Here is a 13,947-nt window from a genome sequence, read left to right as displayed (position 1 = left end):
AATTATATTTAATGTACTTGCTATGAATTGATTACTAGTTTGGCATTAGACTAAAGTCTATAAGTTAATTTTCTTCACTCATTAGGTTTGTTTTAATCGTTTGTCGTTTTTATGGTAATTCTCTAAAGTTTAATTGTCGGCAACAAGCACGACTTAACCAACAGGATCATGACCATGAAAACTTTTATCAAAACTATCGCTCTTAGCTCACTACTTACTTGTTCAGCTGCTGCAATGGCTGATCAAAGTGATTACAAATTAATGGTTATCAAAACTGCAACGGCGCCACAGCCACTTGAGCAATCATTTAATAGCTGTGCACTTAATGTTAAGTCTAAAAATTATGCGCAAGCTGAAGAAATTTGTACAAAAGCAATCGCACTTTTAAAAAATGCTGATGGCCCTAAATTTAAGGTACGCCAGCTTACTTCTTACGCTTTAAGCAATCGTGGTGTAGCGCGTTTAAAATCGAATAACGAAACCGCAGCAATAGCCGACTTATACGAAGCTAACCAAATGTCTAATAGCACGATGGTATCGCACAATTTAACTCGCGCTAAAGAAGAGCTTTCTTTATAAAAGATTGCTCATAAAGTGTTTTATAAAACATTTTAATTAAGCCACGGTACAAAAAAGCCATGTTAGGTTAGCTCCTAACATGGCTTTTTTGCGTTTTTACAACAAGCGTATACGGCCTAACAAAACAGTAAACTAATGTTATACGGATTAATAAAAATGGAACCCACGAGTAGCTTAACTATATTTGAAATTAGCGCGATATTTTTATCGATTACTGCCTTACTTACCTATGTGAATCATAGGTTTATTGGTTTGCCAACCACAATTGGTGTGATGGTTATTTCTATGCTGGTTTCTATTACCGCGATATTTTTGGGCTTTTTAGGGTTTGATGATCTGATAGATTATGAGGTGAGCTTACTCGATCAGCTGAATTTTACGGAGGTTTTACTTGATGGCATGCTTTCTATGTTGCTATTTGCCGGGGCGCTGCATGTAAATGTAAGCGATTTAAGGCGTTATAAATTACCGATTGGTATTTTGGCATGTGTGGGTACGCTTGTATCTACCGTTATTATTGCTGGTGCACTTTATTTGTTACTGCCATTACTTGGTTTTGATTTATCGTTTATTTGGTGTTTATTATTTGGCGCGTTAATTTCGCCCACCGATCCGATTGCTGTTATGGGGATTTTACGTTCAGCAGGAGCGCCTAAAAGTATCGAAACTGTGATAGCGGGTGAGTCGTTATTTAATGACGGAATAGGGGTAGTGGTATTCGTTTTATTACTGGGTATTTTATCAAGTGGTGATATTCCTACAACCTATTCTGTAGCGCATACGTTAGCTGTTGAAGCGGGTGGTGGAATTATTTTTGGATTAACACTTGGTGGTATTTTATATTATTTACTTAAAAGCATAGATAGCTACCAAGAAGAGGTATTACTTACTCTAGCAGGTGTCATTGGCGGTTATGCGCTGGCAAGCCATTGGCACCTATCGGGGCCACTTGCGATGGTTATGATGGGGTTAATGGTGGGCAACCATGGCCGTAATTTAGCCATGAGTGATAAAACTCGTCATTACGTTGATTTATTTTGGGAGCTTATTGACGAAATTTTAAATGCCATTTTGTTTGTTTTAATTGGGCTTGAAGTTGTAATGATTGCCTATTCGGGCAATTTATTAGCCGCTGCCGTGCTAACCATATTAATTGCTTTATTAGCACGCTTAGTTGTTGTGGGTATAACAACCACCACCTTTAATAAGCAGTTAGCGTTGCCTTCTGGTGCGTGGAAGGTATTAACGTGGGGAGGATTGCGCGGCGGTATTTCGGTGGCGCTTGTTTTGCAACTTCCAGATGGAGCAGAGCGAAATATTTTACTTACCTTAACTTATGCTGTGGTGGTGTTTTCTATTTTGATCCAGGGTTTAAGTGTTGGCAAAGTTGCTAAAAGTATTCGTAACTAAACTAAAATAAATTATATGTGTTTTATTTATACAGCTAATGTTGCAAAAAATAGCGTGTTTTACTGGCATTACTTAAATTTTGTTTAGGAATCAGTTGCTAATAAGGGCTAATTGTTACTCGATTTTATAACAAATCAGCTCACGCATTAGACTAAAGTCTATAGGTTAATTTTCTTCACTTATTACGTTTGTTTTTCTCGTTTGTCGCTGTTGAGCTAATACTCTAAAGTTAAGTTGTCGGCAACGAGTACGACTAACTTAATTAGGAAAGGCAAACCATGAAACGTACACTTTTAAAAACCATCGCTCTTGGCTCATTACTAACTTGCTCAGCAGCTGTAATGGCTGATTCAAGTGACTACAAACTAATGGTTATCAAAACCGCTACTGCACCAATGCCACTTGAAGAGTCATTCAATAGCTGCGCACTTAACGTTAAATCTAAAAATTACGCTCAAGCTGAAGAAATTTGTACTAAAGCTATCGCACTTTTAAAAGATGCTGAAGGCCCTAAATTTAAAGTACGCCAGCTTACATCTTACGCGTTAAGCAACCGTGGTGTTGCACGTTTAAAAGCGCATAACGATACAGCAGCACTTGCAGATTTATACGAAGCAGTAAAGGTTTCTGACAATTCAATGGTAACGCATAACTTAACTCGTGCTAAAGAAGAGCTTTCTTTATAAGAAGCTCTAGCTAGCGCAAGTTTCAAAAAAGCCCCTGCAAGGTATAACCTGTAGGGGCTTTTTTGTGCACGACATAAAAGTTTACCGTTGTTTGCGGACCCTCACTTGCAAAAAATTTCATACCCAGACTCTTCTTTAGATAGATTTAGTATTTAGCGATTGGCTAATGTTTTATTTTTTACCTGTTTTTTAGACGGTTATTCTGTAAAATCAAGCATTAACATTTGTGAAAAAAATTTACACTTGTGATTAAGGTGATTATTCAACTAAATATAAGTAGGAATTATGATTTTTTATATTGTTGGGTTGAGTACATTGGTTATTATTTTGTGTTTAGCTATTTATGTCATTTATAGCAATGTACGCACAAGCCGAGTAAGAAAAACAAAAGAATATAATGTGTTATTTGATAAAGATACCATTGTGGATGATCTTATTACTCAACTTACTGATAAAAACCAAGCCCAAGCAGACGAGCATAAAACAATTAAAGGCAAAGAAGAGATCCTTGCAACATTTATTGAATTGCATCGCTCAGGTAGTTTTTGTGCGCATTTAAGCGAGCAAGAAATTATTTACTTTGTTAAGAAAAAATTAAACATGGAGAGTAGTAACAATGGATAACGAAAAAGCAATCCCAGCAGAAAAAAATGAGTCGTTTATGAGCCGTTTTGGCCGCCGTAATGTCATTGTGGTGTCGTCAATTGTTGTTGTATTAGCGGTTATTGCCACGCTTACATCGCAGGTTATATCGTGGAACGAAGCAGATGAGCGATTAGTACACCAATCAGCATTTACTGGTAATTTAACGGTAATAAATCAGGCTGGCCCTTATTTAAAAGCATTTGGTACTACCTCGGCCTATAAAAAAGTAATTTCTATTAACTTTACTGGTGATAGTAGTGCAACAGCAAGCGCGATTGTACCGTTAATTCCTATTCGCTTTTTAGATACAACAACCGGTGGTGCCCGTGGTGTATCGCGTTTTAGATTACCGGGCAATGTGCCAGCTAGTGAGTCTGGCGCATTACGTGGTTTACTTAAAATACACGAAGAATTTGGCTCACAAGAAACCCTAATTTCTAATCTACTAATGCGTGCTACAACTGAAAATGTTAAAGCGTCTGCACGTATGATGTCGGTAGAGCAACATTACTCAGGTGGTAATGGCCAATTAAGCCAAGATTTTTCTGATCAGCTAACAAACGGTATTTTTGTGACTGAGCAAATTATTAGTACTGGTGAGCGTGATAAAACTGACGATTTAAGTAATTTGAGTAAACAGCAACGCGTTACTATTAATATTAAAAAAGACAGCGAAGGCAATGCACTGCGTAACGCACCTATTTTGGGCGCATACGGTATTACAGTCGTTGATGCGAGCATTATTGATATTGACTACGAAAGTAAAGTAAACGCTCGCCTAGAGGCGCAAAAACAAGCGGCAGCAGATGAAGCGCTTGCGCGTCAAAACCTTAAAAAAGCAGAGCAACAAGCGCGTACAGAGGTTGCACTAGGTGAGCAAGCCATTGCTAAGCAACGTGCAGAATCTGAAAAGCTAAAAATTAAAGAGCAAATTGATGCTGAGCGTATTAAAGCAAATGCGATTATTTCAGCGCAGCAACGAGTGGCTGTAAAAGCGGAGCTTGCAAAAGAGCAAGAAGAGATATTAAAGCAACAACGTTTAGAAGCACTTGGTATGGATGTGTTAGCTGAGGCACGTTTACGTGCTAAGTCGGCAGCGCTTGATCCTAAATACGTTTTTGACGAAACATTAAAAGCTGAAGTTAAAATTCAAACTGCTTTATTTACAAGTTTAGGCAATAGCCGCCTAGTACCTGAAATTGTTATTGGTGGTACAGGGCAAGGCGAGCAAAGCAACGGTTCTGAATTTATGCGTTTACTCGCTGCTGATGCCGCTTTAAGTCTTAAAAAGCGTTTAGAAAAAGAGAAAAAATAAACGATTTATTAAATTTAAAAGTTATGCTTAGCCTTAGATTATACAGCCTATACAAATCAAAACGCTGCCTGATATTTCAGACAGCGTTTTTTATTATGTGCAATTTGCTATTGTATTGTGCAGATAAGCCTATATTTTTGTAAAAATAGTTTTTTAATTACACAGTAAAAAAAGTGAGCAGTATTGATGGATAGCAGAAATCAGCTTAATTTAGACTTAGGGCAAGAGCATATTACCATCCAACGTCGTTATGAAGCGCTGGGAGCATTTAACGATTTCTTGATTGCAGTGTGGTTTTTAATTGGTAGTTTTTTCTTTTTAAATGACTCATTAGTAGAAAGTGGAACATGGTTATTTATAGCTGGCAGTGCGCAATTGCTTATAAAACCTGTTTTAAAGTTGATAAGTCTAGTGCATGTTAGTCGGGTATTTCACTCAAACAATGCACCGTAAATACGACTCACAATGCGTTCATGTATTATGGTTAATAATTTAAATTAACGACTATTAATATTAAGGATAAAGCTTTGAAAGTACTTAAGTGGGTTTTGGCCGCAATCATTATTTTATTAATAGTCGGTTTATTAATACCTGAAAAAATTATGATTCCAGTAAAAGGCGCTACAGGCAAAGATTGGAACCACAGCACGTTTTGGTATGAGCCGTGGGGTAAGTCGGGTGTGCATAAAGGCATTGATATTTTTGGCACTAAAAACACGCCCGTTGTTGCCTCAACAAACGGTATTGTAATATTTGCAGGTGAGTTAAATCGAGGTGGTAAGGTAGTTGCGGTACTTGGACCTAAATGGCGCGTGCATTATTTTGCACATTTAAATGACTACAATGTAAGTGCAGGGGATGTAGTTAGCATAAACAGTCAAATTGGCTCATTGGGTGATACCGGTAACGCTGCAGGAAAACAGCCCCATGTGCATTATTCTATATTATCGCTTTTGCCTATGCCGTGGCTTTTTACAACGCAAAGCCAAGGTTGGAAAAAGATGTTTTTTTTAAGCCCACATGAAAAGCTAACAGCTAAGTAGCTTCGTTTTTTAGGTAAGCGAGTAAAGCCATTTATAAATAGTTGAGCCCCGTATTACTGTAACTTCGCATTTTAAGAATCGATCATTAAAAAATCAGCAACGTTTTAATAAATCGTTAAATAAAGCATTAAAAAGTAAAGTAATTTTTGCAGAAGATGGTCTACTTATAGATTTATAGCGGTTATATGAATTAGGGTATTGCGAGCACTTTATTTTATCGCTATGTTAAAGACTGATTTTTTACATGGACTTTCTTATGCGCATATCTTTTTTAGCGAGTTTTTACTCTTTTGTGCTTATATTTTTGTTTGGTTGCGATAACCAAACCTCTTCGCATAACAAAGCACAACTTGACCATATAATAAAACCTTCTTCAAACTCACAATCAAAAATCCCAGCTGCAAAAGGGAACGAGCCAGCAATTGTTTTAGGCTTACTTGCCACTCATTGCAAAACCAACGAAACGGCTTACATAAACGCTAAAATGCAAAAAGTAATGCGTAATCCTAGCAAAGATAAAGCGTACACTTTAGAGCCTACCGAAAATGTACTTTCTGTATGTCTTGCCAAAGATGGCTCTACACTTAGTTATCGCTTTGGGCGAATTGACGACATAGGACTTGAAAAAAAGGCGAGTATAGATGCTCCTTTTGGTAGCTATTATCGTCAAGTTGGTCGAGTTGGAGAAAGTATCTTGTTTTTTAATAATGGGCCGTACCATTATTACATTATAAACTCTGGCGGTATGGGGAGTGGGGTATCGGTTAATGTATTTAAGGACCAGGCACTAATAGCGGAGCTATTTTCCGGAAACGATCCCTATAACGATTTTATAGTGGCCACAGACTTACAATTACCAAAAAACCTAGTTAAAGAACTACAACCTTTTAATCAGCAAATGCAATAAATGATGAGCCCCGAGCAACAACGTATAATTGAACAAGGCGAATGGTTTAAAAACCGTAGCCCTTATTTAAAAAGTTTTTTACTCACGCAAGGTAAAACACTGTCGCTTAATGCTCAGCAGTCTTTGTTTTTACGCGGCGATCAGCACGATGGGCTGTATGCTGTTCTCTCTGGTGTAGTTAGAGTGAGTGGCGTAAGTAGTGAGGGTAAAGAAGCTGTACTTAGCTTTATCGATTCATCACTTTGGTTTGGTGAATTAACGTTATTTGATGGCGGCTTACGGACTCACGACGTACACGCACAAACTAATGTAACTTTATTTTTTGTACCACAGCGCTGCCTTGGACAACTTTTAAATGAGCAACCCAAATATTGGCAAGATTTTGGGTTATTACTAGCGCAAAAACTGAGAGTCATGTTTACCTCCATGGAAGATCATGCCCTGTTAAGCGCTGAACAAAAAGTATGTAACCGACTTTTAATGTTAAGTGAACATACAGAGCACTTAACACCACTTGTTTTATCTCAGCAGCAACTTGCTGATATGACCTACCTAACACGTCAAACTATTAATCAAATTTTGCAGCACCTAGTCAGCCTTAAAGCAATAAGTTTAGGCTATCAGCGCATAACTGTTTTAGATAAGCAAAAGTTACAGGCGCGTGCTACACAAGCTTAAATAGAGACTTTTTTATTTAGTTGGAACCAAAATTGCTACAGATAATGTAACGCAACAATGGATTTGAGCTAATGACTACAATAACCTTTAAAAATCAATATAGTAACTATAACTCTCCTGCAGTAAATAAAGCGGTAGGACTAAGCGAAGTTGCGGCAACTAATACCCTCCCGAGCGAAAAAACAAATGATATTAAAGGCATTACCTCAGCTCCTAAAGAACCAACTTTTTTAGAAAGTGCCCAAGAAGCGCTGGTTTATAAGCGCTTAGGTGTAAACAAAAACAAAATAGACGAGCTAAAAGCGGCAATAGAAGAACTCACTAAAGAGCAGCAAAGTGAAGGCGCAGACCCTAGCGCAATTGCTGATAAAATTGAGGAGCTTCAAAAAATGCTTGAGCAAGAGTATCAAAAAGGGCGCGAGCAAACGGATATGAAAGGTGAGCATGAACCGGGTAAAATAATTTCTGCATTTGTTTAATTTACAAAATGTCGGATACCTGACATTGTTGTTGTACTTACTTTTGCTAAATTAAGTTTTATATATAAAAATAAAGGCAAAACAATGAAAACCCTTCAACAACAACTAGGTACCTATGGTTCGTACCATCGCTCTAAACGTAATGTGCTCACTCACTTTTTTGGTATTCCGCTTATTGTATTTGCAGCGCTGTGTTTATTGGCACGCATTCAAATTCCGCTTGGTAGTGCAGTGATTGATGGCGCACAGCTGTTTGTACTCGCCTCTGTTGTTTATTATTTTATGCTGAGCTTTTCGCTTGGGTTTATTATGGGCGTACTATTTACGCTACTGCTAGTTGCAGCGCAGCCCATTGCCGCTATGGCTTTTTGGCCTTGGTTAAGTATTGGTGTGGGCGTGTTTGTGTTTGGTTGGGTGCTGCAGTTTATTGGCCATTATTATGAAGGTAAAAAACCGGCTTTTGTAGATGATTTAATCGGTTTAATAATTGGCCCGTTATATGTAACTGCTGAGCTGTTATTTTTAATGGGTTTTTATAAAACCTTAGAAAATGAAGTTAACAACATAGCAGGTCCTACAAAGGCTTAACTAATAAAAATTAATGACAGGTGCTTATGCATTATAATAATAAAACCGTGTGGATCACCGGCGCATCATCAGGAATTGGCAAGGAGCTCGCAATACAGTTTGCAGCACTGGGTGCCAACGTTATTTTATCTGCTAGAAGCGTTGATAAACTTAACGAACTAAAGCAAAGTTTACACGGTGATGGGCACAGTATTGTGCCTCTTGATTTGTCAGCGCCTGAGGCTGTTTTGGCTCAGGTTACAGATTTACTCGATACATTACCTGCTATCGATATTTTAATTAATAACGGTGGTGTATCGCAGCGCAGCTTATTTTTAGAAAACGAATTTAATGTTTACCGCCAGTTGATGGAAGTTAACTATTTTGGCCTAATTGCACTCACTAAAGCGGTTGCGCCTACTATGGTTGCAAGGCGCAGAGGCTCGATAGTCTCAATTAGTAGCGTTGCGGGTAAAGTAGGCTCTAAATTTAGAAGTGGCTATTCAGGCTCTAAATATGCGGTAGTGGGTTTTATGGATTGCCTGCGTGCAGAGCTTGCGGAGCATAACATTCATTGCTTAACTATTTGCCCAGGCTCTATTAAAACAGCCATTGCACATAATTCGTTAAACGAGCAAGGAATAGCGCAAAACAAGCCAGAGCACTCAATAGAAAATGGCATGGATGTAAGCGTAGCCGCTAAAAAAATGCTCCATGCAATTGATAATAAAAAAGACGAAGTTATTGTTGGCAAAGGCTTAAGTGGCTTAGCGCCTACAATTAAACGTTTTTTTCCTCGTTTATTTAATCGATTAACCGCTAAAACAAACTATAGGTAGCATCAGGTGATTTAGAGATATAAAATGCTGTAAATTCGATCAGTTTAGACAAGGATTCTAAATGAAGTATTTATGGCTTGGCCTGTTTTTTATTGTATTAATTTGGTCTGGTATTAACCCAAAAGATCAGTTTACTTGGCTGCTTGAAGTTATCCCCGCAATCATTGGTTTAGTGCTTATGGCAAGCAGCTATAAGCACTTTAAACTCACCCCCATTTTATATGGCTTTATACTAGCGCATTGTATTGTGCTAATGGTTGGCGGGCATTACACCTACGCCGAAGTCCCATGGTTTGATAACTTATTTGACAGTGAACGTAACAACTACGACAAAGTAGGGCACTTTTTTCAAGGGTTTGTGCCTGCATTATTAGCGCGTGAAATATTACTACGCAAAAACGTAGTAAATGGTAAAGGTTGGTTAAATGTGTTTGTTGTATCGATATGTTTAGCGTTTAGTGCTTTTTACGAACTAATAGAGTGGTGGGTTGCAATATTAAGCGGTGAAAACGCAGAGGCATTTTTAGGTACGCAAGGCTACGTATGGGATACTCAATCTGATATGGGAATTGCGTTACTTGGGGCTATTTGCTCATTATTGCTGCTTTCAAAAGTACACGATAAACAGCTAAAAAATGTTAAAGATTATTGATTCAAATTTTGTTACTAAAAGACTATAGATTATGGCTGTAAATACCCACAATTTCACGATAAGCACAGATAAAAGCAAGCTTAACTTTAACGTTATTTATAACTTTATTGCTAATAGTTATTGGGCCAAAGGAATACCTAAAAGCGTGATGCAAAAAGCGATTGATAATTCAATGTGCTTTGGTGTTTACAGCGCACATAACGAGCAAGTGGGTTTTGCCCGCGTAGTAACCGACAACGCCACTTTTGCCTATTTAGCGGATGTATTTATTGCCCCAGATTTGCAAGGTAATGGCTTGAGCAAGTTATTGGTTAAAACGATAGTAGAACACCCTGATCTGCAAGGGCTTAGGCGTTTTTTATTAGCGACATCGGATGCGCATGGTCTTTATGCACAATACGGGTTTAAACCGATAGACAACCCAGCAATTCTAATGCAAATAAATCCTGAAAATGTGTATGATAAAAATAATAGTGAGACCTAGTGAATGGGGGAAGAGCACTGTCCCTGTTTATTTGCTTGTTATATTACTTTTTTAGCCAAGCCTTGATTGATTTTATATTGCATATAAATAACATGAAAAATTGATGTAATAAAAGGATTTAACCAAAGGTTGTCACCTTTATTAGAGCCCGCTATTAAATTAATACGATTACGAACCATGACAATCCAAGTTACATCGAAAGCACTAGATATAGCATGAATACCAATTGAGCTTTTTAGAATCATAAGGTCATAATAATTAGCTAAACCATAAATTAAACTACCTAATGAAATAACGAATAAAACAATGGTTGTTGTAATAAATAAGTTAGATATTTTAAGTTCGGTATTATGATTGATTTGGCTTGTAAAATGATAAAGCTTATAAATTAAATAAGAGCCTATAGTTAGCACACATAAAACGAGAGTCTTAAGTACTGAGTCAGTTTCAAATATACCCGTAAATCCTTTTTTCATTTATGCTCCAGAGCTGAAAGTAGATTGGCTCTACGTAGCAATAACTCCCAACTAAGGGCTGATAATTGTTGACTATAATGTGCAGCGAAGCGGTATTTATCCAACTGTTAGCTGTCCTGTTTTAGTTAGTTGTAATATGTGAATTAATTCAACTCTATATCAGGGTGGTCTTTAATTCCGTGCATTTTTTCCATTATCTTTAAGTAAAAATCTAATGGGGGCATTTTCATTTCTTGACGCCGTTTATCTACATTCACCTCATCTTCTATAGGGTGAAACACAACCTTACCTTCAACTATGTCAGCTTGAGTACCATAGACTTGTTTCTTTCCTTTTGCAGTTAGAACTCTATCTGTTAAAAGAGCAACTTGTTGCCCACTAACACCTTCGCCATTCAAATATGACTTTTTTAGATAAGGGAGCATTTTTTCTTTAAATGCCATATTAGGTGAATGCTGGATGACCAAAAAAGCCGCTCCAACTCCCTTAACTCCGACTAAATCCGTTGTAACCCATGAATGTTTTTTAATAATAGCTTTAAGTTTTTCTGTATTACTCTTATCTATTTGCATCATTTTTTCTAAGAGAGCTTTCGGTGGCTTTTGCCACCCTGCTTCTCCTATTTCATTCCGAATATTTTGATCTTCGACCTCCATTTCAATTAATTCTTTTTGCAGAGGAAGGTTAACTTCGGCAAAAGTATAAAAAGGTATTAACAACAGTAGAAGTGGGTGACGAATCAATTGAACTCTCCTTGTATATATGCGTCCCAGCCCGCACAGCGGACTAACTTAATTTTTTTATTATGTATGTGCTAACTCAGAGCGGCTTTTCAATTTTTTAACGCAACGTACAAAAACAGATACAGAAGTGATTCCAGCACATATGATTCCGATTTGAGGAATAGATAGTTCAATAGAGCCTAATACGTACATTCTTCCAATTGTTGAACCGATTACAAATATAGCAGCCAAAAACACGACCAAAGCAATAACTAACATTAACCACGTCCCAAGCTTTCTCCATTTAGACATACTCTCTACTTCCTCAGTATCTACTTTAGTACACAGGACCCAAATAAGGAACTTATTAATAGTTTGCTAAATGTGAAGCGGAGCGAAACCGAGCAAACTGATAGCAGTCCCGCTTTATTTGCCTTGTTATGTGCTTGATATATCTCTGGTTAACATTTGATAAATACTTATCAAATAAGTTAAAACAATAACGCAAGAGATAGCTAAAATAATACTGTTAGGGAATAAATACCAAGCTGCTACAATTAAAATACTTCTTAGCACAGCATGAATTAAGCCAACAGGGTGTTTAACGATCCAAGAATATACTACCCAATGAAGTCCTAATCCAACGCCTAAACTCAAAGGAACAAATTCAGGTGCATTTAAAAGTAATGGTATATGGACTACCCAAAGAAGATTGACCATTAAGATGCATAGACCCATTAGTTTCGCTAAAGGGTTGGATGAGGAAATTAAGTTCTCTTTCCTAAATTTAGCAATTAATAAAGCTATAGGAAAAATCCCGCCTGTTGAAAAAAGTAAAATATAAATAGAGATATTTGCGCTAAATTGTGTACTTAAAAGCCCAACTAAAGTCCAAATAATGGTTCCAGCAACTGGCATTGAAATAGATCTGTTTGAAGATTGTTCAAATTCTTTTCTGTATTCATCTAATGTCAAAATACTCTCTCCTTGCTTGAGTAATTCTCAGACTTATTGAAGCACAAACGCCTCAATCAGCTGCCGCGTTAGCGGTCGGCTGCATTGACTTGTTAGCTTTCTTCTAACAATTACTCATCCCATTCAAACGAATTGCAAAACTCTTCAAGCTCATCAGGCTTGAAAAAGTGCTCAAAAATATGCTCTTTGGTCATTACCCAATCAGGATTAACTCTTTCTAAAAATTTCCGCCAGTCAGAAATGAGCATCCAATCACGAACTACTCCATATATTGTGGTTAAATGATTTTCAGATTTATAAATATCTGAGTAGTTTTTAGGGATAATTTCTTGAAGCTCAGAAGCCTTGCTTATATCAATTGCGTTAAGCTCTTCGAGTAATTTGGCGTATTCGATTTTGTGGGGATAGTCTTCAAGAGCGATCCCTTGGTTTTTAGCCCAGCTCTCTACAAATTCAGGTAGGCTAATAGAGTCTAAACCAAAGTCCAGCTCGCCTTTATCTGCACGATCATGGACTGTTTCAATGTAGGCATCGATTTTTCTAGATAGCTCGTCAAACCCTTTATCAGCTATCTCTAGCATGCCAGCATAAAGGAACAGATTTCTTTCGATATCTGGCGGAAGTTTTCCTGAAAACTTGTAGTTTCTATCATGCGCAAGTTCAGCCCATGCGTGTTGTAGTATAGTTCTAACTTGAAATTCAAACTTTAAGCCTTCTAGGCCAGAGAACTCCGGAAGCTTCACCCTTTCCTTTCCAAGATCACATACAAAGTGTACAGACCTGTAACCTATTTGATCTACGGAAAGTCTTTCATCCTGATTAAGCGAATTATCATGATCAATGTTAAAAGATCTCGAAATGAGGTCGCTTAATTTTGAAATATCTGACTCGAAATAAACAATAATCCGAATTCCTGACAAGTCGGTTAACTGTCTAGACGGGTCTTTATATCCCTTTCGCTTGAGCTTATCTAAAATACTGGGTTTAGATTTAGTACGGCCACTAACAGACAAATATTCTATTCCTTCTGCTCGCAGCAAATTATCCATTATCATGACAACGGCATCCGTCAGCCTTTCTTGCTTAGGAATAATTTGATCAATCCATTCTTCGTACTTACTCATGACTCTCCTAGAAAGCTAACAACTTTATCAGAGGACACTTTCCTCTTTTTATGAGCAATGTATGTCCTCTTAATTATTTTTAATATTAATAACAAATCTTGTAACACATTGCGAGTATTAAACTTTTAGTCGGGCTGTTCTTTTAATAATATGCAAAAAAGAGGAAAGCGTCCTTATTTTCTGACTTAAGAGGAAAATCTTCAACGCTTTAGTAAATGCAGCAACTAAAGTTTTAAAAATGAAAACCAAAACACTTTTTAAATCATTTAATATTCATTAAAAACAGTGGCAATAACGTGAGTAATCGCCTTAAGCACACTTGTTTATGTAAGCATGTTATAAAAGGTGATTTTTGGCTGGTGGAGG

The 13,947-nt window shown here is 37.2% G+C and carries 19 protein-coding genes; 14 read left to right on the top strand and 5 right to left on the bottom strand.

Features of this window, described 5'->3' with window-relative positions; all coding sequences use genetic code 11:
- Nucleotides 1-174: 174 nt before the first annotated feature.
- The 14 genes from J8L71_RS05180 (at nt 175) to J8L71_RS05115 (ending at nt 10,284) form a co-directional block, all read left to right on the top strand.
- The gene (locus J8L71_RS05180; RefSeq protein WP_210999580.1) at nt 175-579 is read left to right on the top strand and encodes a hypothetical protein; all 405 of its coding nucleotides are present in this window, start codon (nt 175-177) and stop codon (nt 577-579) included.
- A gap of 156 nt (nt 580-735) precedes the next feature.
- Nucleotides 736-1,989, top strand: coding sequence for a sodium:proton antiporter (locus J8L71_RS05175; RefSeq protein ID WP_210999579.1), 1,254 nt, complete (start codon nt 736-738; stop codon nt 1,987-1,989).
- 278 nt (nt 1,990-2,267) lie between these two features.
- A complete protein-coding gene (locus tag J8L71_RS05170) occupies nt 2,268-2,675 on the top strand; it encodes a hypothetical protein (protein ID WP_210999578.1) in 408 nt (135 codons plus the stop codon).
- Between the two features lie 285 nt (nt 2,676-2,960).
- A complete protein-coding gene (locus J8L71_RS05165; RefSeq protein WP_058548935.1) occupies nt 2,961-3,299 on the top strand; it encodes a hypothetical protein in 339 nt (112 codons plus the stop codon).
- Nucleotides 3,292-4,635: an SPFH domain-containing protein gene (locus tag J8L71_RS05160; protein WP_210999577.1), complete on the top strand. Its 1,344-nt coding sequence runs from the start codon at nt 3,292-3,294 to the stop codon at nt 4,633-4,635. Before J8L71_RS05165 ends, J8L71_RS05160 begins: the two co-directional genes overlap by 8 nt.
- A 186-nt stretch (nt 4,636-4,821) precedes the next feature.
- Entirely contained in the window at nt 4,822-5,088 is a 267-nt protein-coding gene (locus tag J8L71_RS05155) for a YrhK family protein (RefSeq protein WP_210999576.1), read from the top strand.
- Between the two features lie 74 nt (nt 5,089-5,162).
- The gene (locus tag J8L71_RS05150; RefSeq protein WP_210999575.1) at nt 5,163-5,678 is read left to right on the top strand and encodes a M23 family metallopeptidase; all 516 of its coding nucleotides are present in this window, start codon (nt 5,163-5,165) and stop codon (nt 5,676-5,678) included.
- Nucleotides 5,679-5,934: 256 nt separating this feature from the next.
- A complete protein-coding gene (locus J8L71_RS05145; protein ID WP_247655201.1) occupies nt 5,935-6,585 on the top strand; it encodes a hypothetical protein in 651 nt (216 codons plus the stop codon).
- Nucleotides 6,586-6,588: 3 nt separating this feature from the next.
- Nucleotides 6,589-7,263 (top strand): Crp/Fnr family transcriptional regulator, encoded by a 675-nt coding sequence (locus tag J8L71_RS05140; RefSeq protein WP_210999661.1) that lies wholly within the window; start codon nt 6,589-6,591, stop codon nt 7,261-7,263.
- A 71-nt stretch (nt 7,264-7,334) separates the two neighbouring features.
- On the top strand, nt 7,335-7,742 hold the full coding sequence (locus tag J8L71_RS05135) for a hypothetical protein (protein ID WP_210999573.1): 408 nt from the start codon (nt 7,335-7,337) through the stop codon (nt 7,740-7,742).
- A gap of 84 nt (nt 7,743-7,826) precedes the next feature.
- The gene (locus tag J8L71_RS05130) at nt 7,827-8,330 is read left to right on the top strand and encodes an Mpo1-like protein (RefSeq protein WP_210999572.1); all 504 of its coding nucleotides are present in this window, start codon (nt 7,827-7,829) and stop codon (nt 8,328-8,330) included.
- A 26-nt stretch (nt 8,331-8,356) separates the two neighbouring features.
- On the top strand, nt 8,357-9,148 hold the full coding sequence (locus J8L71_RS05125; protein WP_210999571.1) for an SDR family oxidoreductase: 792 nt from the start codon (nt 8,357-8,359) through the stop codon (nt 9,146-9,148).
- 61 nt (nt 9,149-9,209) lie between these two features.
- Nucleotides 9,210-9,800, top strand: coding sequence for a DUF2238 domain-containing protein (locus J8L71_RS05120; protein ID WP_210999570.1), 591 nt, complete (start codon nt 9,210-9,212; stop codon nt 9,798-9,800).
- Nucleotides 9,801-9,831: 31 nt separating this feature from the next.
- Nucleotides 9,832-10,284, top strand: coding sequence for a GNAT family N-acetyltransferase (locus J8L71_RS05115; RefSeq protein ID WP_210999569.1), 453 nt, complete (start codon nt 9,832-9,834; stop codon nt 10,282-10,284).
- Between the two features lie 38 nt (nt 10,285-10,322).
- Here the strand turns inward: J8L71_RS05115 and J8L71_RS05110 are convergent, their stop codons facing one another.
- From J8L71_RS05110 to J8L71_RS05090, 5 genes are all read right to left on the bottom strand, one after another.
- Nucleotides 10,323-10,760: a hypothetical protein gene (locus J8L71_RS05110; protein WP_210999568.1), complete on the bottom strand. Its 438-nt coding sequence runs from the start codon at nt 10,758-10,760 to the stop codon at nt 10,323-10,325.
- A gap of 143 nt (nt 10,761-10,903) precedes the next feature.
- Nucleotides 10,904-11,503: a DUF6624 domain-containing protein gene (locus J8L71_RS05105; RefSeq protein ID WP_247655199.1), complete on the bottom strand. Its 600-nt coding sequence runs from the start codon at nt 11,501-11,503 to the stop codon at nt 10,904-10,906.
- Nucleotides 11,504-11,563: 60 nt separating this feature from the next.
- Nucleotides 11,564-11,794 carry a hypothetical protein gene (locus J8L71_RS05100; RefSeq protein ID WP_210999567.1) on the bottom strand — a complete coding sequence of 77 codons (231 nt, stop codon included), beginning with the start codon at nt 11,792-11,794 and terminating at the stop codon, nt 11,564-11,566.
- A gap of 126 nt (nt 11,795-11,920) precedes the next feature.
- Nucleotides 11,921-12,457: a hypothetical protein gene (locus tag J8L71_RS05095; RefSeq protein ID WP_210999566.1), complete on the bottom strand. Its 537-nt coding sequence runs from the start codon at nt 12,455-12,457 to the stop codon at nt 11,921-11,923.
- 110 nt (nt 12,458-12,567) lie between these two features.
- The gene (locus J8L71_RS05090; RefSeq protein ID WP_210999565.1) at nt 12,568-13,581 is read right to left on the bottom strand and encodes a GTP pyrophosphokinase; all 1,014 of its coding nucleotides are present in this window, start codon (nt 13,579-13,581) and stop codon (nt 12,568-12,570) included.
- Nucleotides 13,582-13,947 lie beyond the last annotated feature (366 nt).

The sequence above is a fragment of the Pseudoalteromonas sp. MMG007 genome, assembly GCF_018100985.1.
Lineage (GTDB): Bacteria > Pseudomonadota > Gammaproteobacteria > Enterobacterales > Alteromonadaceae > Pseudoalteromonas.
This window is presented reverse-complemented; position numbering and strand designations above follow the sequence as displayed.